The organism is Amycolatopsis sp. CB00013, from assembly GCF_001905755.1.
Classification (GTDB): domain Bacteria; phylum Actinomycetota; class Actinomycetes; order Mycobacteriales; family Pseudonocardiaceae; genus Amycolatopsis; species Amycolatopsis japonica.
Map to the genome: position 1 here is coordinate 15,333 of NZ_LIWC01000004.1, position 21,496 is coordinate 36,828.

The following is a 21,496-nucleotide window of genomic DNA, read 5'->3' on the forward strand; positions in this document are numbered from 1 at the left end:
GAAGCATGGGCCTCGAAGAAAAACTCCCCAACGGCATCCTCCTGGCCAGCCTCGAAGGCCTGGTGAACTGGGCCCGCAAGAACTCCATGTGGCCCGCCACCTTCGGTCTCGCCTGCTGCGCGATCGAGATGATGACCGTCGGCGGTTCCCGCTACGACATCGCCCGCTTCGGCATGGAGCGCTTCAGCGCGACGCCGCGCCAGGCCGATCTGATGATCGTCGCCGGCCGCGTCACGCAGAAGATGGCGCCGGTGCTCCGCCAGATCTACGACCAGATGGCCGAGCCCAAGTGGGTGCTGGCGATGGGCGTCTGCGCCTCGTCCGGCGGCATGTTCAACAACTACGCCGTGGTGCAGGGCGTCGACCACATCGTCCCGGTCGACATGTACCTCCCCGGCTGCCCGCCGCGGCCCGAGATGCTGCTCGACGCGATTTTGAAGCTGCACGCCAAGATCCAGGACGAGCCGATCAACGCCCGCCGGGCCGCGATCCGCGCCGCCAGCGGTGAGCGCACCGAGCTGATCGCCTCCTCGATCAAGTACGCGAAGAAGTGAGCGACGTGCCCGAAGAAAACTCCCCCGAAACCCCGGAAACCGGCGGCGAGCAGTCCAGCGCCGACCGGCCCGAAGGCGGTCTCGAGCCGCAGGGCACCCGCCCGGCCGAGCCGGTCGTCACCGGTAAAGAGCGCCAGGGCATGTTCGGTGTCCGCGGCACAGGTGACACCTCCGGTTACGGCGGCGTCCGCCTCCCCGCGTACAGCCCGCCCCCGGCGGAGCGCCCGTACGGCGGCTGGTTCGACGAGTTCGCCGACGAGTTCTACGCGGCCTTGGCGGACAACAAGATCCCGGCGAACGCGATCCAGCAGACGACGGTCGACCGCGGCGAGATCACCTTCTACGTCTCCCGCGAGCACCTCGTCGAGATCGCCAAGGTCCTGCGCGACGACGCCGGTCTCCGCTTCGAACTGCTCAGCTCGGTGTCCGGTGTGGACTACGGCGTCGACGTCCCGCAGCGGCTGCACTCGGTCTACCACTTCACGTCGATGACCTACCGGCGCCGCATCCGGCTCGAGGTCACCCTCGACATCGAAGACCCGCACGTCCCGTCGCTGGTCGGGGTCTACCCGACGGCCGACTGGCAGGAGCGGGAGACCTGGGACATGTTCGGCATCGTCTACGACGGGCACCCGGCGCTGACCCGCATCCTCATGCCGGACGACTGGGACGGTCACCCCCAGCGCAAGGACTACCCGCTCGGCGGGATCCCGGTCGAATACAAGGGCGCGGAGATCCCGCCGCCGGACCAGCGGAGGTCGTACTCGTGAGCATTCACGACGAAGCAACCGAAGTTCCCGAAGCCGACTCCCGCGACACGACCGAAGGCCGCGTCTACACCGTTTCCGGCGGTGACTGGGAAGACCTCATCGAGGACTCCCGCCACGACGAGCGCATGGTCATCAACATGGGCCCGCAGCACCCGTCGACGCACGGCGTGCTCCGGCTCGTGCTGGAGATGGAGGGCGAGACCGTCACCCAGCTCCGCTCGGTCATCGGCTACCTGCACACCGGGATCGAGAAGAACTGCGAGTACCGCACGTGGACCCAGGGCGTCACCTTCGTGACGCGCATGGACTACCTCGCCCCGCTCTCGACGGAGATGGCGTACTGCCTCGGCGTCGAGAAGCTGCTCGGCATCCAGGCCCCGCGCCGCGCCGAGCTGCTGCGCGTGATGCTGCTGGAGATCAACCGCATCGGTTCGCACCTGGTCTACATCGCCACCGGCGGGATGGAACTCGGCGCCACCACGGCGATGACGCTCGGTTTCCGTGAGCGTGAAGAGGTCCTGCACCTGCTGGAGCACCTCACCGGTCTCCGGATGAACCACGCGTTCATCCGCCCCGGCGGTCTCGCGCAGGACATGCCCGCCGACTACCACGAGGTGGTCAGCGCGTTCGTCAAGACGATGGACGAGCGGCTTCCCTTGTACGACAAGCTCTTCACCGGTCAGCCGATCTGGCGCAACCGGCTCAAGGGCGTCGGGTACCTGCCGGTCGACGCGTGCCTCGCGCTCGGCGTCACCGGTCCGGTGCTGCGCAGCGCGGGTCTCCCGTGGGACATGCGCAAGACCGAGCCGTACTCCCGCTACGAGGAGTTCGAGTTCGACATCCCGACCTCCACCGAGGCGGACTGCTGGGCGCGCTACCTGCTGCGTGTCGAGGAGATGCACCAGAGCCTGCGGATCATCAAGCAGTGCCTCAAGAAGCTCGAGCCGGGCCCGGTCATGGTCGAGGACAAGAAGGTCGCCTGGCCGGCGCAGCTCTCGATCGGCAGCGACGGCATGGGCAACTCGCTCGAGCACGTCCGCAAGATCATGGGCCAGTCGATGGAATCGCTGATCCATCACTTCAAGCTGGTCACCGAGGGCTTCAAGGTCCCGCCGGGCCAGACCTACACCTCCGTGGAGTCGCCGCGCGGCGAACTCGGCGTGCACCTGGTCTCCGACGGCGGCACCAGGCCGCTGCGGGTCCACGTGCGCGAACCGAGCTTCGTGAACCTGCAGTCGATGCCCGCGATGGCCGAAGGCGGCCTCGTGGCGGACGTGATCGCCGCCATCGCCTCGATCGACCCCGTCATGGGGGGAGTGGACCGTTGAGCACCCAGCCCGAAACGACACCCACGCCCGAGCCCGGCACCAGCCTGGCCGAGCAGACCCACATCGCCGCCGGTGGCGACGTCGACGTGATCGCGATCGCGCCGGATCCCGCCGAGGCGGAAGGGATCCTGGAGAACGCGAAGCTCGAAGACATCTTCGACGCCGACACCTACGCGAAGGCCCAGAACCTGATCGCGCGGTACCCGCAGTCGCGGTCGGCGCTGCTGCCGATGCTGCACCTGGTGCAGTCGGTGCAGGGTTACGTGAGCCAGGAGGGCATCGCCTTCTGCGCGCAGAACCTGGATCTGTCCGACGCCGAGGTCAGCGCGGTCGCGACGTTCTACACCATGTACAAGCGCCGCCCGTGCGGCGAGCACCTGGTGAGCGTCTGCACCAACACCCTTTGCGCGGCCATGGGCGGCGACGCGATCTACAAGAAGCTCCAGACGCACCTCGGCTCCGACGAGAAGCCGTTGGGGCACAACGAGACCGCGGGTACGCCCAACGAGCCCGGCTCGATCACGCTGGAGCACGCCGAATGTCTCGCGGCCTGTGACCTCGCCCCGGTCATCCAGGTCAACTACGAGTACTTCGACAACCAGACCGAGGACAAGGCCGTCGCGCTGGTCGACGCGTTGCAGGCGGGCAAGAAGCCGTCCCCGACGCGCGGCGCGCCGCTGACGAACTTCAAGGGCGCCGAACTGCAGCTCGCCGGGTTCTTCCCGGAGGACGCGCAGCAGTACCGCACGGACGTCGACGGTCCTTCGCAGGCCGTCGAAACCCTGCGGGGCGCGCAGGTCGCGCAGGACCGCGGCTGGACCGCGCCCGCGATGAAGGACGTTCCGCTTCCGGAAGTGGAGAAGAAGTAATGGCCGATCCCATCACTCCGGTCCTCACGAAGCGCTGGCTTTCGCCCAACTCCTGGACGATCCAGTCCTACGAAGCCCTTGAGGGCTACACCGCGATCCGCAAGGCGCTCAAGGCCACTCCCGAGCAGATCGTCCAGCTGGTCAAGGACTCCGGCCTCCGCGGCCGTGGCGGCGCGGGCTTCCCCGCCGGCATCAAGTGGTCCTTCATGCCGCCGAACGAGGACAAGCCGCACTACCTCGTCATCAACGCCGACGAGGGCGAGCCGGGCACCTGCAAGGACATCCCGCTGATGATGGCGGACCCGCACTCGCTGATCGAGGGCTGCATCATCGCCTCGTACGCGATGCGTTCGCACCACTGCTTCATCTACGTCCGCGGCGAGGCGCTGCACTGCATCCGCCGCCTCAACGCGGCCGTGCGCGAGGCGTACGAAGCGGGCTATCTCGGCAAGAACATCCTCGACTCCGGATTCGACCTCGACATCACCGTGCACGCGGGCGCCGGGGCGTACATCTGCGGCGAGGAGACGGCGCTGCTGGACTCGCTCGAAGGCCGTCGCGGCCAGCCGAGGCTCAAGCCGCCGTTCCCGGCCGCCGCGGGCCTCTACGCCGCGCCGACCACGGTGAACAACGTCGAGACCATCGCCAGCGCGCCGTACATCGTCAACGGCGGTTCGAGCTGGTTCCGCGAGATGGGCCGCGAGAAGTCGCCCGGCCCGAAGATCTACTCGATCTCCGGCCACGTCGAGAAGCCCGGCCAGTACGAATGCCCGCTCGGCACCACGCTGCGCGAGCTGCTGGACATGGCGGGCGGCATGAAGGACGGCATCCCGCTGAAGTTCTGGACGCCGGGTGGTTCGTCCACGCCGATGTTCACCGCCGAGCACCTCGATGTTCCCCTGGACTTCGAAGGCGCGGCGGAAGCCGGGTCGATGCTGGGCACGACGGCCGTGCAGGTCTTCAACGAGACCGTTTCCGTGCCGTGGGCCGTGATGAAGTGGACGCAGTTCTACGAGCACGAGTCCTGCGGCAAGTGCACGCCGTGCCGTGAGGGCACGTACTGGCTGGCGCAGATCCTGGAGCGCATGGTCGAGGGCAAGGGCACCGAGGAGGACATCGACACCCTGCTCGACGTCTGCGACAACATCCTCGGCCGCTCGTTCTGCGCCCTCGGCGACGGCGCGGTCTCGCCGATCCAGAGCGGTATCAAGTACTTCCGGGATGAATTCCTGGCTTTGTGTCAAGCAAACAAGCGCGAATTGGTGGGGGCGCAGGCATGACGATCGCACCCGACAAGCCCGGGACGTCCACAGAGGACACTCCGGTCCCCGAGGGCCACGTCAAGCTGGTCATCGACGGTGAAGAGGTCATCGCGCCCAAGGGCGAGCTGCTGATCCGCACCGCCGAGCGGCTCGGCACGGTCATCCCGCGCTTCTGCGACCACCCGCTGCTCGACCCGGCGGGCGCCTGCCGCCAGTGCCTGGTCGAGGTCGAAATGGGCGGCCGCCCGATGCCGAAGCCGCAGGCCTCGTGCACCATGACGGTCGCCGACGGCATGGTCGTGAAGACCCAGCTGACCTCGGCCGTCGCGGACAAGGCCCAGCAGGGTGTGATGGAGCTGCTGCTCATCAACCACCCGCTGGACTGCCCGATCTGCGACAAGGGCGGCGAATGCCCGCTGCAGAACCAGGCGCTCGCGCACGGCCGCGCGGACTCCCGCTTCGTCGACACGAAGCGGACGTTCGCGAAGCCGCTGCCGATCTCCTCGCAGGTGCTGCTGGACCGGGAGCGCTGCGTGCTCTGCCAGCGCTGCACCCGGTTCTCCCGCGAGATCGCCGGCGACCCGTTCATCGAGCTCCTCGAACGCGGCGCCCACCAGCAGATCGGCACCGCCGAGACCGCGGACGTGCTGGACCTGGCTTCGCGCACGACGTCGGGCCAGCCGTTCCAGTCGTACTTCTCCGGCAACGTCATCCAGATCTGCCCGGTCGGCGCGCTGACGTCGGCCGCGTACCGGTTCCGTTCGCGGCCGTTCGACCTGGTTTCCTCGCCGAGCGTGTGCGAGCACTGCTCGTCCGGTTGCGCCGAGCGGACCGACTTCCGCCGCGGCAAGGTCATGCGGAAGCTCGCGGGCGACGACCCCGAGGTCAACGAAGAGTGGCTCTGCGACAAGGGCCGCTTCGCGTTCCGTTACTCGACCGCGGACGACCGCATCCGCCGTCCGCTGGTCCGCAACGCCGACGGCGTGCTCGAAGAGGCTTCCTGGACCGACGCGCTGCGCGCGGCCGCCGAAGGGCTGGCCAAGGCACGCGACGGCAAGGGCGCCGCGGTGCTGACCGGTGGCAGGTTGACCGTCGAGGACGCCTACGCGTACTCGAAATTCGCGCGGATCGCCTTGGGCACCAACGACATCGACTTCCGCGCCCGCCCGCATTCGGCCGAGGAGCTGGGCTTCCTCGCGTCGCACGTGGTCGGGACGACGCCGGAAAGCGGAGTCACCTTCGGCGAGATCGAGCGGGCGCGCACGGTGCTGTGCGTCGCGTTCGAGCCGGAGGACGAAGCGCCGATCGTGTTCCTGCGGCTGCGCAAGGCGGCCCGCAAGAACCGCACGCGCGTCGTCCACTTGGGACAGTGGACCACCTCGTCGGTCCGCAAGACCTTCGGCGAACTGCTGGCCTGCGCGCCGGGTGCCGAGGCCGCCGCGATCGACGGCATCGCGCAGCACGCGCAGGACGTCGACCAGGCACTGGCTTCGGAAGGAGCCGTGATCCTCGTCGGCGAACGTGCCGCCGAGGTCCCGGGTCTCTTCTCGGCCCTGCACCGGCTGGTGGAGCGCACCGGCGCCCGGCTCGCGTGGATCCCGCGTCGCGCGGGTGAACGCGGTGCCCTGGCGGCGGGCGCGGCGCCGACGCTGTTGCCGGGTGGCCGCTCGGTCGCCGACGCCGAGGCTCGCGCCGAGGTCGAAAGGGCTTGGGGCGTCACTCTTTCCGCCACGGAGGGCCGTGACACCACCGCCATCCTTAAGGCCGCCTCGGGTCAGGACATCGACGGCCTGCTGGTCGGCGGCGTCGACCCGGACGACCTGCCGGATCCGGACCTGGCCCGCCGCGCGCTCGAGAACGCGAAGTTCGTGGTGAGCCTGGAACTGCGGCACAGCGGGGTCACCGAGCACGCGGACGTCGTCCTCCCGATCGCCCCGGCGGTCGAGAAGGCGGGCAGCTACCTGAACTGGGAAGGCCGCCGCCGCGAGTTCGCCGTCACCCTCGAAGGCACCGGCGCCCTGCCGGACTGCCGGGTGCTCGACACCCTCGCCGTCGAGATGGACGCGGACCTGTTCACCCAGACCCCGGCCGCTTCCGCCGCCGATCTCGCGAAGCTGCCTGCTAGGAAAGGCTCCTTCCTTGCAGAATTTGCCAGTAAAGGACCTTTCATTGCACGCGCCGAGCCCAAGGACGGCCAGGTCCTCCTCGCCACCTGGCGCCAGCTGATCGACAACGGTTCGCTGCAGGACGGCGAGCCGCACCTCAAGGGCACGCAGCGCGAGGTCGTCGCCAAGCTCTCGGCGAAGACCGCCGAAGGCCTGGGCGGCAGCGTCAAGGTCTCCACCGAACGCGGTTCCATCACGTTGCCGATCGAGGTCGCCGACCTGCCGGACGGCGTCGTATGGCTCCCGGGCAACTCCGACGGCTCGGCCGTCCGCGCTTCCCTGAGCGCGGGTCACGGTTCGGCCGTCACCCTCACCGGAGGTGAGAAGTGACTCCGTTGCTCAGCCAGATGCCGGACGCCGCCGAGCGGGCGGCGCTGCTGGCGGACGACCCGTTGTGGCTGGTCCTGCTCAAGACGGTCGTCATCCTGCTGATCGGCCCGATCCTGACGATCTTCCTGATCGTCTGGGAGCGCAAGGCCGTCGGCCGGATGCAGAACCGTCCCGGCCCCAACCGGGTCGGGCCCGGCGGCTACCTGCAGTCCCTCGCGGACGCGATCAAGCTGCCGTTCAAGGAACAGATCATCCCGGACACCGCCGACCGCAAGGTGTACTTCCTCGCGCCGGTGATCTCCGCGGTGCCGGCGCTGATCGCGCTGGCGGCGATCCCGTTCGGGCCGGTCGTCTCGATCTTCGGTGAGCGGACCGTGCTCCAGCTGGTCGACCTGCCGGTCGGCGTGCTGGTGATCCTGGCCTGCTCCTCGATCGGGGTGTACGGCCTGGTGCTGGCGGGCTGGTCGTCCGGCTCGCCGTACCCGCTGCTCGGCGGTCTGCGGAGCGCGGCCCAGGTGATCTCCTACGAGATCGCGATGGGCCTGTCGATCGTCGGCGTCATCCTCTACTCGGGCTCGATGTCCACTTCGGCGATCGTCGATTCCCAGCAGACCGGCTGGTACTTCTACCTGCTGCTGCCGAGTTTCGTGATCTACCTGATCTCCATGGTCGGTGAGACCAACCGCGCGCCGTTCGACCTCCCCGAGGCCGAATCCGAGCTGGTCGGCGGTTTCCACACCGAGTACAGCTCGATGAAGTTCGCGATGTTCTTCCTCGCCGAGTACGTCAACATGGTGATCGTCTCGGCGTTCGCGACCACGTTGTTCCTCGGCGGCTGGAAGTTCCCCTTCGTCGGCGCGGACCACGCGCTGAACCAGGGCTGGCTCCCGCTGATCTGGTTCGCCGCGAAGCTGTTCATCCTGCTGTTCGGCTTCATCTGGCTGCGTGGCACGCTGCCGCGGCTGCGGTACGACCAGTTCATGCGGCTGGGCTGGAAGGTCCTGGTGCCGGTCAACCTGGTCTGGATCGTCGTGATCGTCACGGTCCGCGCGATCAAGAACTCGGGTGGCCTGTCCACCCCGCAGATCCTCATCGGCGGCGGCGCGCTCATCCTCGTCGTCGTCATCCTGAGCCTGCTGCTGCCGGACAAGAAGGTCCCGGACGACGACTACGTCCCGGTGACCGGCGGCGGATTCCCCGTGCCGCCGCTCGACCTGCAGGTCCCGGAGAAGACCCCGCGTCAGAAGGCCCTCGCGAAGGCCGAAGCCCGGGCTGCCAAGCGCAAGCCCGCGGCGGTTTCCAGTGGAAGGGAGGCCGGCGATGGGGATGTTTGATCCCATCAAGGGTTTCGGTGTCACCTTCGGCATGATGTTCAAGAAGGTCGCCACCGAGGAGTACCCGGAGGCGGGTGCCCCCGCGGCTCCGCGGTATCACGGCAGGCATCAGCTCAACCGGCATCCGGACGGGCTGGAGAAATGCGTCGGCTGCGAGCTGTGCGCGTGGGCCTGCCCGGCGGACGCGATCTTCGTCGAAGGCGGCGACAACACCGAAGAGGCGCGGTACTCGCCCGGTGAGCGGTACGGCGCCGACTACCAGATCAACTACCTGCGCTGCATCGGCTGCGGGTTGTGTGTCGAGGCCTGCCCGACCCGGTCCCTGACGATGATCAACTTCTATGAGCTGGCCGACGACGACCGGCAGCGGTTGATCTACACCAAGGAAGACCTCCTCGCGCCGCTGCTGCCCGGTATGGAGCAGCCGCCGCACCCGATGCGGCTGGGCGACAACGAGCAGGACTACTACGTCAACGGCCCCGAACTCGCGCGCAAGCCCACCGGGGCCACCGAAGCGGAGGCCGTCAAGTGATCACGGCTTTCCTCGCGCAGACGGACGTTTCGGCCGGGATCACCACCGGCGAGACCATCGCGTTCTGGGTGCTCGGCCCGCTCGCGCTGCTCGGCGGGCTCGGCATGATCTTCTCCCGCAACGCCGTGCACTCGGCGCTGTGGCTGGTCCTCACGATGCTGTGCCTCGGCGCGCTGTACATGATCCAGCAGGCGCCGTTCCTCGGCTTCACGCAGATCATCGTCTACACCGGCGCGATCATGATGCTGTTCCTGTTCGTGCTGATGCTGGTCGGCCGGGAGAGTTCCGACTCGGTCGTCGAAGTGCTGCGCGGGCAGCGGGTCATGGCGACCCTGCTCGGCATCGGCGTCGGCGGCCTGCTCGCCGCGGGTCTCGCCCGCGCGCTGGCCAACGTCACCCCGGCGCTGCCGCGCGATCCGGCGAACCTCGACGGCGGCGGCCCCGGCGGGCTGGGACGGCTGATCTTCACCAAGTACCTGTTCCCGTTCGAGCTCACCTCGGCGCTGCTGATCACCGCCGCGCTCGGCGCGATGGTGCTCGCGTTCACCGACCGGCACGCCAAGGGCGGCAAGAAGAACCAGAAGGAACTCGTCGTCGACCGGTTCACCGGCAAGCACGACCGGCCTTCGCCGCTGCCCGGCCCGGGTGTGTTCGCCACGGCCAACTCGGTCGCCACCCCGGCGCTGCTGCCCGACGGCTCGATCGCCAGGGAGTCGCTTTCGGAGATCATCGAGTCGACTTCGGCCGCACAGCTGGAAACCGAACGGAAGCAGGTCGCCGGTACCGACGAAGGTCCCGACGCCCACGCTCTGGTCGGCAAGTCTGAAGGGGAGAAGGAATGACCCCGACGTACTACCTGCTCCTGTCCGCGCTGCTGTTCGCCATCGGCGCGGTCGGGGTGCTGGTGCGCCGCAACGCGATCGTCGTGTTCATGTGCATCGAGCTGATGCTGAACGCGGCGAACCTGTCCCTGGTCACGTTCGCCCGGATCAACGGGTCGCTGGACGGCCAGGTGATGGCGTTCTTCGTGATGGTCGTCGCCGCCGCCGAGGTCGTGGTGGGGCTCGCGATCATCATGGCGATCTTCCGCACCCGGCGCTCGGCCTCGGTCGACGACACCAACCTGCTGAAGTACTAGGGAGCACCGAGAGTGACCGCATCATCGTGGCTGCTGGTGGCCCTTCCCGCCCTCGGCGCCCTGATTCTTCTGCTGGCCGGTAAACGCGCCCGTCCCTGGGGACACCTCCTCGGCAGCGCGACCGTCTCACTGTCCTTTGTGTACGGCCTGATCCTGTTCTTCACGGCCGACACGAAGGCCACCGCCGACGTCAAGCTGTTCTCGTGGATCCCGGTTTCGGCGCTGCAGGTCGACTTCGGGCTGCGGATCGACGCGCTGTCGCTGACGTTCGTGCTGCTGATCACCGGCGTCGGCATGCTGATCCACTTCTACTCGATCGGCTACATGTCAGAGGACCGCGATCGGTCGAGGTTCTTCGCGTACCTCAACCTGTTCGTCGCCTCGATGCTGATCCTGGTGCTGGGCAACAGCTTCGTGACGCTGTACCTCGGCTGGGAGGGCGTGGGTCTCGCGTCGTACCTGCTCATCGGCTGGTACCAGGACCGCCCGTCCGCGGCCACCGCGGCGAAGAAGGCGTTCCTGATGAACCGCGTCGGTGACGTCGGGCTCGCGCTGGCGATCTTCCTGATGTTCAAGTACGTCGGGAGCACCGGGTACGCCGAGGTCTTCGGCGCCGTCGGCCAGATCCCGACCGGCGCGGTCACCGCGATCGCGATCCTCCTGCTGCTGGGCGCCTGCGGTAAGTCCGGCCAGTTCCCGCTGCAGGCCTGGCTTCCCGACGCGATGGAGGGCCCGACCCCGGTCTCGGCCCTCATCCACGCGGCGACGATGGTCACCGCCGGCGTCTACCTGGTCGCCCGCGCGCACGAGATCTTCAACGCCACCGCGGACGGCCGCCTGATCGTCACCCTCGTCGGCACGGTCACGCTGCTGATCGGGTGCGTCATCGGTTGCGCCTACGACGACATCAAGAAGGTCCTGGCGTACTCCACGGTCAGCCAGATCGGTTACATGATGCTCGCCGTCGGCCTCGGACCGATCGCCTACGCGCTCGGCATCATGCACCTGGTCGCGCACGGTTTCTTCAAGGCAGGGCTGTTCCTCGGGGCCGGTTCGGTCATGCACGCCATGAACGACGAGGTCGACATGCGGAAGTTCGGCGGGCTGCGCAAGCATCTGCCGGTCACCTTCTGGACCTTCGCCCTCGGCTACCTGGCGCTGATCGGCATCCCGCCGCTCTCGGGCTTCTTCACCAAGGACGCGATCATCGAAGCGGCGCTGTCGCAGGGCGGCTGGCGCGGCTGGGTGATGGGCGGCGCGGCACTGCTCGGCGCCGGGCTCACCGCGTTCTACATGACCCGCCTGATGGTGATGACCTTCTTCGGCAAGGAGCGCTGGAAGGAGATCAAGTCCAGCGACGGCCGCGACTTCCACCCGCACGAGTCGCCCGCGGTGATGAAGTGGCCGATGATCATCCTGGCCGTCGGCTCGGTCGGCGCCGGTGCTTTCTTCGCCCTCGGAGACCGGTTCGCCGAATGGCTTTCGCCGGTGGTCGGGCCGCTCGAAGAGGGTGGCCACAGTGTCATCCCGCACGCGCTGGTCCCGATCCTCACCGTGGCGCTGTCGGTGCTCGGCGCGGCGGCGGCGTGGCTCTTCGTCGGCCGTAAGGACGTTCCGGTGGAACGCCCCGAGCGGGTCTCGGCCGTGGTCAAGGCCGCGCGCAACGACCTCTACGGCAACACCCTGAACGAGACGCTGGTCGCCCGCCCGGGCACCTGGCTCGCCAGGGCGCTGGTCTACGTGGACAACCGCGGCGTCGACGGCGCGGTCAACGGCATCGCCGCCGCGCTCGGCGGCGGATCCGGGCGCCTGCGCCGCCTGCAGACCGGCTTCGTCCGCTCGTACGCACTGTCCATGCTGGGCGGCACATTCCTGCTTCTGGCGGCACTCCTGCTGGTGAGGTTCTCCTGATGACCTGGGTACTCGCAACCATCCTGCTGCCGCTGGTCGGCGCCGCGGTCGTCGCGGGGATGAAGAAGAACGACAGGCTGGCGACGCTCACCGCGCTCGTGGTGTCGCTCCTGACGTTCCTGCTGGTGATCCCGATGTGGGCGAGCTACGCGCCTTCGGGGGACCGCATCCAGCAGAAGTCCTCGATGGACTGGATCCCGAACTTCGGCATCCACATCTCGTTCGGCATCGACGGCATCGCGCTGGTGATGATCGCGGTCATCGGCCTGCTGGTGCCGATCGTGGTCGGCGCGCTGGGCCTGACCGACAAGCTCCCGGCCGGGCGCTCGGCGGGCGGGTTCCTGTCGCTGATCCTGGTGCAGGAGGCGCTGACCATCGCGGTGTTCGCCGCGACCGACGTCTTCCTGTTCTACGTGCTGTTCGAGATCATGCTGATCCCGATGTACTTCCTGATCGGCGGCTACGGCGGCGCGAACCGGCAGTACGCGGCGGTCAAGTTCTTCCTGTACTCGTTCCTCGGCGGCCTGATCATGCTGGCCTCGGCGATCGGGGCGTACTCGCTGGCGTCGGACAAGCTCGGCAAGGGCAGCTTCGACTGGGAAACCCTCGTCACGGTCGTCCGCGACGCCCCGCTGGGCACGCAGATCTGGCTGTTCCTCGGGTTCTTCCTCGCGTTCGCGATCAAGGCCCCGCTGGTGCCGTTCCACACCTGGCTGCCGGACGCCGCGGGCCAGGCGCCCATCGGCGTCGCGGTGCTGCTGGTCGGCGTGCTGGACAAGGTCGGCACGTTCGGGTTCCTGCGCTACTGCCTCCCGATGTTCCCCGACGCCAGCAAGGAACTCGCGCCATGGGTGCTGGTGCTCGCCGTCGCGGGTGTCCTTTATGGATCGATCCTCGCGGCCGGGCAACGCGACATGAAGCGCTTCATCGCGTACGTGTCGATCGCCCACTTCGGCTTCATCGCACTGGGCATCTTCACCTTCAACGAGCAGGCGATGGTCGGCTCGGTGTCGTACATGCTGAACCACAGCCTCGCCACCGGCATGCTGATCGTGGTCGTCGGCCTGATCGTGATGCGCGGCGGATCCACCAGGATCTCCGACTACGGCGGCATGGCGAAGGTGACCCCGCTGCTCGGCGGGATGCTGCTCATCGCCGGTCTGTCCACTTTGTCCCTGCCCGGCACGAACTCCTTCATCAGTGAGTTCCTGGTGCTGCTGGGGTCCTTTGTGGACTACCCGGTGTACACGATCATCGCGACGGTCGGCATGGTGCTGGCCGCGGCTTACGTGCTCTGGCTCTACCAGCGCGTCATGCAGGGCCCCGTCCGCGGTGACGCCCTGATCGGCGCCGGTGGCGGCCCTGGCACGGCCATGGCTCCGGAACTCGGTGCCACCAAAGCCATCAAGGACCTCGGCGGCCGGGAGATCGCGATCCTGGCGCCGATGGTCGTGCTGATCATCGCGCTCGGGTTCTATCCCAAGCCGGTGCTCGACACGATCACCCCGTCGGTGCAGGCGACTCTGTCGTCCGTGCAGGGAGGCAAGTAAACCGTGCTCTTCTTGACTCAGGCGCCACCGGTGCAGGTGCCGTCGATCGACTACTTCGCCGTCACGCCGATCCTGATCATCCTCGGGGCCGCGTGTGTCAGCGTGCTGCTCGAAGCCTTCTTGCCCAAGCACATGCGGTGGCCGTCGCAGGTCTTCCTGTCCCTGGTCGGGATCGGGGCGGCGGGCGTCTTCCTCGCCTGGTACGCCAGCACTTCCGCGCCGAAGGGCGGCGTCACGACCTTCAGCGGCGCCATCGCCGTCGACCGGCCGTCGCTGTTCCTGTGGGGCACGCTGCTGGCACTCGCGCTGGGTGCGCTGCTGCTGATCGCCGACCGCTCGGTCGAGCCGGGTGGCGCGTTCGTCGCGCAGGCCGGTATCCGTCCCGGCACGGTCCAGGACCGCGCGCAGGTCGGCACCACCGGCATGCAGACCGAGGTCTTCCCGCTGACGCTGTTCGCGCTCGGCGGCATGATGGCGTTCGTCGCGGCCAACGACCTGCTCACCATGTTCATCGCGCTCGAAGTGCTGAGCCTGCCGCTGTACCTCATGTGCGGTCTGGCCCGTCGCCGTCGCCTGCTCTCGCAGGAATCCGCGGTCAAGTACTTCCTGCTCGGCGCTTTCTCGTCGGCGTTCTTCCTCTACGGTCTCGCGCTGCTCTACGGCTACGCGAACTCCGTGAAGCTGTCGGACATCGCCAACGCCGCCGCCGGTTCGGACCGGTCGGACACGCTGCTGTTCGCCGGGCTCGGGCTGCTCGCGGTCGGCCTGCTGTTCAAGGGTTCGGTCGGTCCGTTCCACACCTGGACCCCGGACGTCTACCAGGGCGCGCCGACGCCGGTCACCGCGTTCATGGGTGCCTGCACCAAGGTCGCCGCGTTCGGCGGGATCCTGCGGGTGTTCCAGGTGGCGTTCGAGTCGACCAGCTGGGAATGGCGCGGCGTGCTCTGGGCCGTCGCGATCATCTCGATGCTGATCGGCGCGGTGCTGGGCCTGACGCAGACCGACGTGAAACGCATGATCGCCTACTCGTCCATCGCGCACGCCGGCTTCCTGCTCGTCGGTGCCATCGCGATGACCGAGGAAGGCCTGTCGAGCACGCTGTTCTACCTGCTGGCTTACGGCTTCACCACGCTCGCCGCGTTCGGTGTCGTCTCGCTGGTGCGGGACGCGAACGGCGAGGCGACGCACCTGTCCGCCTGGGCGGGCCTGGCGAAGCGGTCTCCGGTACTGGCGGGTGTGTTCACCTTCCTGCTGCTGGCGCTGGCCGGTATCCCGCTGACCAGCGGCTTCGTCGGCAAGTTCGTGGTGTTCTCGGCGGCCCTGTCCGACGGGATGGCGCCGCTGGTCGTCGTCGCCCTGATCTTCAGCGCCGTCGCCGCGTTCTTCTACCTGCGGGTGATCGTGCTGATGTACTTCTCCGAGCCGGCGCCCGACGGTCCGACCGTCACCGTGCCCGGCGCGTTCACCACCACGGCGATCACACTCGGCGTCATCGTCACGCTGGTGCTGGGGTTGCTCCCGGCTTTCGCCCTCGACTGGGCGGGCTCCGGCGGTTTCGCCCTCAAGTAGTCCTCGCTTCGCGGAAGGCCCCCTCGCTGTCGTGAGGGGGCTTTTTCGTGTCAGGGCGACGTCAGAGCGGTGTCAGGCCGGACCTCGATAGTTCCCTCATGACTTCCTCTTCCTGGACCGGAATGCTCCCCGTCGAAGACACCGCGCTGGCCGTCACGGACACCGGCGGCCCCGGCATCCCCATCGTTTATCTCAACGGCCAGTTCGCGACCCAGGGCTACTGGCGCCGGATCCTCGCCGACCTGGGCACGGACTTCCGCCACATCACCTACGACGAGCGCGCCCGCGGCAAATCGCGGCGTTCGGCCGACTACTCCTTCGAGGCCGCAGTCCGCGACGTCGACGCCGTCCTTGCGGCCCGCGGAGTGGAGCGGGCCGTCGTGGTGGGCTGGTCCTACGGCGCGGTCGTAGCCGCGCACTGGGCCGCCCGGAACCCGGAGCGGACCATCGGCGCGGTGCTCGTCGACGGCGCGTTTCCCTACGACTGGCTGGACGACGCCATGGAACAACGAATCCGCAAGCTGTTCAAGCGACTGAACCTGGTCATGCCGCTGCTGCGCCCGACCGGTCTGACGCCGCGGATGAGTGCTGCCCAGCAGGCGGAGAGCAACATCGAACTCGGCAAGCTCTCGCGCGAGTCGGAGCTGGGACCGGTGCTCGACGACATCAAGGTCCCGGCCCGGTACGTGGTCGCGTCGGGAACCTCGTTCGGCAGCAAGGGGAACGAGCAGGAACAGATCCGCGCCGGGCTCGACGCGGTGACCGCCCGCAACCTGAACATCAAGGTGAGCGCGAAGGTCGAAAGCAACCACGGCGCCCTGCTGAAGAAGGACTTCACCGCTATTTCGGGGGCTGTTCGCGAGGTCGCCCGCCTCGGGGAATGACTTGCCGTGGCGCACCGGGCAAGGTGCTCGCGATGCCGAAGTCGAAGCCCACACCCCAGGCGAGAGCGCTCGCCGAGGCACTTCGTGTCGCCCGGAAGGCCGCCAGGCTGGCCGCGACCGAAGTGGCCGACAAGCTGGCGTGGTCCCAGTCGACGATCAGCCGGATCGAAACCGGCCTGCGTGCGGCGTCCGCCGAGGAAGTTTCGGCGCTGCTCGCCGTCTATCAAGTCACGGGGGAGCGTCGGGAGACGCTGCTCTCGCTGGCTCGCGACAACGGGCCCTGGTGGTTCGCCGACTTGGCCGTCCAGCGGGAAACGCTTGCACAGTATGGAAAGGAGGCCACCAAGATCGTCGCTTTCGGGACCACGCTGGTTCCCGAGCCGCTCCGAACACCTGCCTACGCGAGGGCTACGAACTCTTCTTTCGCGGTGCTGGGCCAGAAGAGACTTGCCGCTTACCTCGACGAAGCGGTGCTGCGCCGCCAGGTCGGTGGGCCGAGAGTGATGACGAACCAGCTCCAGCATCTCATCGAGGTGGCCGAACGGCCCACCGTCGAACTCCGGGTCATCCCCTTCGCCGCCGGAGCGTATCCCGGCGGCGACTACGTTCTGCTGGAATTCGGTCCCGCGCGGCCGCTGGTCCACTTGAAACACCGGGGAACCGGGCTGTTCCTGCACCGGCGCTGTGATGTCGCACCCTATGTCCAGTCCACTGTGGACGCTGTCGCGCTGGATCCCGCCCGGTCGGTGCGCCTGATCGAGTCAGTGGTCGAGGCTCGCCCGCAGCGCGGCGAGCTTTTGCGCCAGTAACGTGGGTTCGCCGGGGAGGACGGTGATGTACCGGTTCCGGGGAGAACCGCTCACGTGCATGGCCACCCGGCCGGCGTCGAGGTCGAGATAGGTCAGGTCGTCCGTGGCCTCCGTGCGTCTTCCCCCGTCAGGACGCATGGCCGCGGCGAAGAACCCGACACCGAAATAGGGCTGCTCGAACACTTCGTCCAGTTGCCGAGCCTCCCGGCTTCGCGACGCGGGTTCGTCGTAGAGGTCGTTGCCGCCGTCGCCGTTGAAATCGTCCTGGGGCAAGGAGAACGGGGAGAATCGCGCGGGCGGGTACTCGGGCAGATTCATCACGAGCGCGGCCGCGCGGTCGGCGGTCCGCACGCCTTTCAGCCACACCCGGTTTCCTTCGCAGATCGCCGTCACCGCGGCGCGCCCGCGCACGGCGACGAGCACGTTGTACTGCTCCGTCTCCGTGCGGACCGTCGCGTAGTACTCGGTGTTCGGCCGGTCGAGTATGTGCAGAACGTCCTCGAAGTCGCTGGTCAGCCGTTTGCCTTCGGTGAACCCGAGCCCGCCGAGTTCCTCGAACGCCGCCCGGTCTTCGCCGTTTCGCGACGACGGCGGGATGTACCGCAGCCCGCCCGCGAAGATCAGATGCGGATCTCCGCATCCGGCGTGACGGAACGCGGTCAACAGTGTGTCGAGCGTGATTTCGACCGGGCGCGCGAGCACCACGTGCCTCCCTCCCCTGGGACTGTGGTGCTACTTCTTCTTCTCGCCGATCACCGGCGGGGTCGGCTTTTCGATGTAGCCGCCGAAGGTCTCGTCGGGATCCGGGTTCTGAAGGTACGCCGGAGCCTTCTTCTCCTTGTCCTCCTCGCCCTTCCCGCCGCGCCCAGCGCCCGCTCCCATCGGCATGCCGTTCGCCCCACCACGACCGGCGGCGCCTGCCGCCCCCGCCGTGCCGCGGCCGGCCACGCCCTCGCCGGGCATCCCGGCACCGCTACGGCCACCCATGCCGGGCTGCTGCCCTGTCCCGCCGGGCCTGCCTGTCGCGCCGGGGCCGCCTGTCGCACCTGGCGGCCTGCCGCCGGGACCGTAGACGCCGGGCCCGCTCGTCCCGGGTCCGTACCCGGGCGGGAAAGCGCCGGGCGTGTTGTATGTGGGGCTCGGCTTGCCGGTCGGCCCGAAGTCGAGGTTCGCCGCCGGCGGTACGACCGGCGTGGTCTGGGGCGGCGTGTACGAATTCGCGCGGGTCCCGTCGTCCGGCTGCTGCGCGCCGGGCTGATGCTGGCCCGGGTACTGGCCAGGCTGAGGCCCTTGGCCGGGCTGAGGGCCGCTGTCGGGCGCTGGGGCGCTCGGCCCGCTGGGCCCACTCGGCGTGCTGGGACCGCTGGGGCCACTGGGTCCGCTCGGTCCTCGGTAGGGCTCGCCTGCGCCGTGCTCGCGTCCGTCGGAGCCGTCGCCGAACCCCTTCACCGCGGGCTTCCCGGCGCCGCCCTCGTCCAAGGTGACGCTGCCGCCCGGGTCGGTGAGCTGCGCGTACTGGGCAGGCAATTCGTCGCCGTTGGCGGTACTGGCGGAGTGGTAAGACGCGAAGGTGTCGATGTTGTGCTGGCTGTCGGCCTGGTACCCCTGAACCCTGCTCCAGTAGCCGACCAGGCCGCCACCCATGACGGCCTTGACGTCCTCGGCCGTCGGCGCGGGCTGCTCGGGCGGCACCGGTTTGACCGAGTTCTTGGCCGTGCCGAACGCGCCCATCTGACTCATGATCGAGTTCTGCGCGATCGACACGTGCATAGCGTCGTCCGTCGCCGCCTCGACTAATGGCTTGGTCGCGGCAACAGCCGCATCGCTGGCGCCGCCCTGCCAGCCGCTGGCGGTCTTCTGGCTGAGGGCGGTGATCCGCTGAATGCGCTCTGAGTGTCGGGAGGCCAGACTCAGGGCACCCGCCTGTGCCCTGGACAGGGAATCGGTGCCTTCGCCTGTGGTCACCATTTCGTAGATTTGGGCTGCGGTGAGCGGTCCTGCCGCCATCAGTTGCCTCCTCGAACGGTCGCAAGCACCCTGATCGCGGCTTCACGGGCCGCGTCGCACGGGTCCTTCTTGCCGATGTTCGCCGACGACTGCAGCATTGGGATGCCGATCGTTTGAGTGTCACTGATTCCGAGAGCCACCGAACACTCGCCTTCAGCGCGCTTGTCTTTGTCCCCGTAGGCCGTTAGCGGATAGCCCTCAATCGATTCGAGTGGTTCGAGGAGCTGATAGGTCGTGCCCTTGGCGGCATAGAACGAAGCGGTGCCGCTGTCCGGAAGATCGGGGAAGATCACGTCGATCCGCGGCCTGGTGGTGGAAGGAATGGACCACCTGCAGGCGGGTCCCGCCAAACCCGCCCGAGGAGCGGTCTCGGTTTTCGGCCCGAGGAGCTCTTCGACCTGGCTTTTTACGAGAGTGGTGCAGGGGTCCTGCTTGAACCGTGTCACATCGATCGGGTGCTCGACCTTGGGAACACCGGGAGGCGGGCCAGCCGGGGCAGAAGAGCTCGGACTGACTCCCGCCCTAGTGGGTTCGGGGGATCCGTTTTGCGGGGTGGAGCAGGCAACAAGCGTGAGGGCAGTCAGGGTGAGGATGATGGTGGTGCGTCGCATCAGAGGATGCCCTTCGGCTGTTGGTTGACGGCGGAGGCGGCTCGTTCGTCCTCTGAGGCGTACTTGCCGAGAGCGGCGACGTACTTGGCGGCCATGTTCTCGCAGTAGGCAACACGCTGATCCAGTGCTTCCATGAGAGCTCTGCCGGATTGCCTGGTGATCTCGGCGTTGTCCCCGCTCGCATACTCCAGGCCCGGAGGCTGGGCCACGGCGATCAGCTCTGCATCGAAACGGTCATCCGTGTACTCCTTGGCCAGGTCGGTCCACTCTTTGACCAGCTCATGCAGCGTCGCCTCGTCGTACTTGAACCCCGCGCCTTCAGCGACAGGCGTCCCGTAGGAGCCCCCGGTGGGCGGGGCCTTGCACACAGAGCCCGGGTCGAAGCCAGGTTTGTAGACCGGCGATCCCTCAGGCACGGCCATGCACCCCCGCGGCGCCGAACCGTTCCCCGCTGAATGGCCGAAGCCGTCCCGAAGTCACCGTCGTCATGTGCCCCTCCCGTGGCTACAAGGCGCGTCTCCCCGATGCACCCTGCGTAATCCGACGCCGGGAAGATTACCAGGGTTCCCGGGCCGGTGAGCCCGACTGCATAAAGCCACGTTCCCTGCTGAATAGCCGAGGACAACTCAGTGACTATCCGTGAAAACCGATCGTGTGAATGATCCCCAGGAAACAGGGTTCTACCTGGTAGGAGACGCGCCGAATTCGCATACTCTGCGTAATGAAGTTTCGAAGAGTGATTCTCGGCGCAGTACTCCTGGGCCTGCTGACGGCTTGTGCGGAATCCGTGGATACGCCCCCTCCGCCACCGCAGTTTCCGAAATGGCAGCCGAAACAACCGCGTCCTGCGGATCGTGACGAGAAGGCCGTCGATGCGGCGCTCGCGACGCTGGATCTCTGCGAGTTGATCGACCTCGCCGTCTACGACCGCAGAAGGGGAGACGTTACCCGGCCGGTCGAGAGGAAAGCGGAGGTCAAGCACGGCAGGAAGCAGTGCTCGCTGTTCCGCGGGGGCTACGACCTCATCTCGGTCCGCGATATGGACCCGAGTCACCTCGTACTCCATCGGGTCGACGGTGCCGTCATCGACTTGGGCGGGGTGAAGGGCTATCAGACCGAAACACGGCGCATGGGTGGTCTCGATGGTTGCGAGATCACGGTGCCGGTGAGCTTCGAGCGCGCGATCACGTTCGAGATCGGCAGCGCCAGCCGGGGCAAGGATTGCGAGCTCCTCCGTGACTTCGCCACCGTGGGCGCCGCGAAACTGCCTCGCGACCTCGTCTATCCGCCGGACGGTCAAGACAGTGCCCGGGTCGGAGCCTGCGCCGACTGGGTCTCCACTGAAGAGGGTGAGAACTGCGATCCGGCGGTCGAGGTCGAAGTGCCGACCGGGGCCGAGGCGGTCATCGCCGCCGGTGCCGCCGATCCGAACGTCGAATGCGCGGTGTTCCGTGACGCGGTCCGGATGGCGTTCGGCCCGGACTTCGCGCCGATCGCCACGCCGGGATCGTGCTACTTCGTCGAGCCGAAACACCGGTTGCAGATCGAGGCCGGGGCCACCGCGAACGGCGGTGCGCCGGGGGAATGGCTCGCGGATCCGAACAAGACCTACAAAGACCACCAGCTGATCACGTTCGGCGAGAGCCCTGGGGTCACGTTCCGTACGCAGGACGACCGCGAATTCGCCCTTTACGCCTCACCGCTCGGGAACATCGACGTCCGCGGGCATGTCCGGCTGCGGATCGTGCCCGAGCATGAGCGAGGCATCAAAGACTGGGACCGCTCGAAGGTCGTTTCGGATCTGGACGTCGGCAAGGCGCTCGCTGTGATGGATTTCGTGATGGCGACCCACTTTCGGGGGCCCAGGTGACGT

At 67.8% G+C, this 21,496-nt stretch carries 20 protein-coding genes; 16 read left to right on the forward strand and 4 right to left on the reverse strand.

What is annotated here, in order from left to right; genetic code table 11:
* Positions 1 to 5 precede the first annotated feature (5 nt).
* The 15 genes from AMK34_RS26600 (at position 6) to AMK34_RS26670 (ending at position 17,005) form a co-directional block, all read left to right on the forward strand.
* On the forward strand, positions 6 to 554 hold the full coding sequence (locus AMK34_RS26600; RefSeq protein ID WP_005151847.1) for a NuoB/complex I 20 kDa subunit family protein: 549 nt from the start codon (positions 6 to 8) through the stop codon (positions 552 to 554).
* Positions 555 to 559: 5 nt separating this feature from the next.
* A complete protein-coding gene (locus AMK34_RS26605) occupies positions 560 to 1,324 on the forward strand; it encodes an NADH-quinone oxidoreductase subunit C (RefSeq protein ID WP_038524549.1) in 765 nt (254 codons plus the stop codon).
* Positions 1,321 to 2,652 (forward strand): NADH-quinone oxidoreductase subunit D, encoded by a 1,332-nt coding sequence (locus AMK34_RS26610; protein WP_073847215.1) that lies wholly within the window; start codon positions 1,321 to 1,323, stop codon positions 2,650 to 2,652. Before AMK34_RS26605 ends, AMK34_RS26610 begins: the two co-directional genes overlap by 4 nt.
* The gene (gene nuoE, locus AMK34_RS26615) at positions 2,649 to 3,521 is read left to right on the forward strand and encodes an NADH-quinone oxidoreductase subunit NuoE (protein ID WP_073847216.1); all 873 of its coding nucleotides are present in this window, start codon (positions 2,649 to 2,651) and stop codon (positions 3,519 to 3,521) included. Before AMK34_RS26610 ends, nuoE begins: the two co-directional genes overlap by 4 nt.
* A complete protein-coding gene (gene nuoF, locus AMK34_RS26620; RefSeq protein WP_016330964.1) occupies positions 3,521 to 4,801 on the forward strand; it encodes an NADH-quinone oxidoreductase subunit NuoF in 1,281 nt (426 codons plus the stop codon). Before nuoE ends, nuoF begins: the two co-directional genes overlap by 1 nt.
* Positions 4,798 to 7,278, forward strand: coding sequence for an NADH-quinone oxidoreductase subunit G (locus AMK34_RS26625; protein ID WP_073847217.1), 2,481 nt, complete (start codon positions 4,798 to 4,800; stop codon positions 7,276 to 7,278). Before nuoF ends, AMK34_RS26625 begins: the two co-directional genes overlap by 4 nt.
* Positions 7,275 to 8,612 carry an NADH-quinone oxidoreductase subunit NuoH gene (gene nuoH, locus AMK34_RS26630; protein WP_073847218.1) on the forward strand — a complete coding sequence of 446 codons (1,338 nt, stop codon included), beginning with the start codon at positions 7,275 to 7,277 and terminating at the stop codon, positions 8,610 to 8,612. The genes AMK34_RS26625 and nuoH overlap by 4 nt, the downstream gene beginning before the upstream one ends.
* Positions 8,599 to 9,144 (forward strand): NADH-quinone oxidoreductase subunit NuoI, encoded by a 546-nt coding sequence (gene nuoI / locus AMK34_RS26635; protein ID WP_038520061.1) that lies wholly within the window; start codon positions 8,599 to 8,601, stop codon positions 9,142 to 9,144. The genes nuoH and nuoI overlap by 14 nt, the downstream gene beginning before the upstream one ends.
* The gene (locus tag AMK34_RS26640; RefSeq protein WP_016330968.1) at positions 9,141 to 9,986 is read left to right on the forward strand and encodes an NADH-quinone oxidoreductase subunit J; all 846 of its coding nucleotides are present in this window, start codon (positions 9,141 to 9,143) and stop codon (positions 9,984 to 9,986) included. Before nuoI ends, AMK34_RS26640 begins: the two co-directional genes overlap by 4 nt.
* Positions 9,983 to 10,282 carry an NADH-quinone oxidoreductase subunit NuoK gene (gene nuoK, locus AMK34_RS26645; protein WP_005151882.1) on the forward strand — a complete coding sequence of 100 codons (300 nt, stop codon included), beginning with the start codon at positions 9,983 to 9,985 and terminating at the stop codon, positions 10,280 to 10,282. The genes AMK34_RS26640 and nuoK overlap by 4 nt, the downstream gene beginning before the upstream one ends.
* 12 nt (positions 10,283 to 10,294) lie before the next feature.
* Positions 10,295 to 12,193: an NADH-quinone oxidoreductase subunit L gene (gene nuoL / locus AMK34_RS26650; protein ID WP_073847219.1), complete on the forward strand. Its 1,899-nt coding sequence runs from the start codon at positions 10,295 to 10,297 to the stop codon at positions 12,191 to 12,193.
* Entirely contained in the window at positions 12,193 to 13,743 is a 1,551-nt protein-coding gene (locus AMK34_RS26655) for an NADH-quinone oxidoreductase subunit M (RefSeq protein WP_038520055.1), read from the forward strand. Before nuoL ends, AMK34_RS26655 begins: the two co-directional genes overlap by 1 nt.
* Before the next feature lie 3 nt (positions 13,744 to 13,746).
* Positions 13,747 to 15,312, forward strand: coding sequence for an NADH-quinone oxidoreductase subunit NuoN (gene nuoN / locus AMK34_RS26660; protein WP_038520052.1), 1,566 nt, complete (start codon positions 13,747 to 13,749; stop codon positions 15,310 to 15,312).
* A gap of 98 nt (positions 15,313 to 15,410) precedes the next feature.
* Positions 15,411 to 16,196 (forward strand): alpha/beta fold hydrolase, encoded by a 786-nt coding sequence (locus AMK34_RS26665; RefSeq protein WP_038520051.1) that lies wholly within the window; start codon positions 15,411 to 15,413, stop codon positions 16,194 to 16,196.
* 32 nt (positions 16,197 to 16,228) lie between these two features.
* Positions 16,229 to 17,005: a helix-turn-helix domain-containing protein gene (locus AMK34_RS26670; RefSeq protein WP_073847594.1), complete on the forward strand. Its 777-nt coding sequence runs from the start codon at positions 16,229 to 16,231 to the stop codon at positions 17,003 to 17,005.
* On the opposite strand, the gene AMK34_RS26675 is transcribed toward AMK34_RS26670, so the two are convergent.
* Genes AMK34_RS26675 through AMK34_RS26690 form a run of 4 tightly spaced genes read right to left on the reverse strand, consistent with a single transcriptional unit; the run spans position 16,958 to position 20,045 of the window.
* The gene (locus AMK34_RS26675; protein WP_073847220.1) at positions 16,958 to 17,710 is read right to left on the reverse strand and encodes an ESX secretion-associated protein EspG; all 753 of its coding nucleotides are present in this window, start codon (positions 17,708 to 17,710) and stop codon (positions 16,958 to 16,960) included. The two genes, AMK34_RS26670 and AMK34_RS26675, sit on opposite strands and share 48 nt — an antisense overlap.
* 27 nt (positions 17,711 to 17,737) lie before the next feature.
* Positions 17,738 to 19,012, reverse strand: a complete 1,275-nt coding sequence (locus AMK34_RS26680) for a PPE domain-containing protein (RefSeq protein ID WP_073847221.1) — start codon at positions 19,010 to 19,012, stop codon at positions 17,738 to 17,740.
* The gene (locus AMK34_RS26685) at positions 19,012 to 19,623 is read right to left on the reverse strand and encodes a DUF3558 domain-containing protein (protein ID WP_073847222.1); all 612 of its coding nucleotides are present in this window, start codon (positions 19,621 to 19,623) and stop codon (positions 19,012 to 19,014) included. The genes AMK34_RS26680 and AMK34_RS26685 overlap by 1 nt, the downstream gene beginning before the upstream one ends.
* A complete protein-coding gene (locus AMK34_RS26690; RefSeq protein ID WP_073847223.1) occupies positions 19,623 to 20,045 on the reverse strand; it encodes a hypothetical protein in 423 nt (140 codons plus the stop codon). The genes AMK34_RS26685 and AMK34_RS26690 overlap by 1 nt, the downstream gene beginning before the upstream one ends.
* A gap of 299 nt (positions 20,046 to 20,344) precedes the next feature.
* Here AMK34_RS26690 and AMK34_RS26695 point away from each other — a divergent pair, with 299 nt between their 5' ends.
* A complete protein-coding gene (locus tag AMK34_RS26695; protein WP_241832869.1) occupies positions 20,345 to 21,493 on the forward strand; it encodes a hypothetical protein in 1,149 nt (382 codons plus the stop codon).
* Positions 21,494 to 21,496 lie beyond the last annotated feature (3 nt).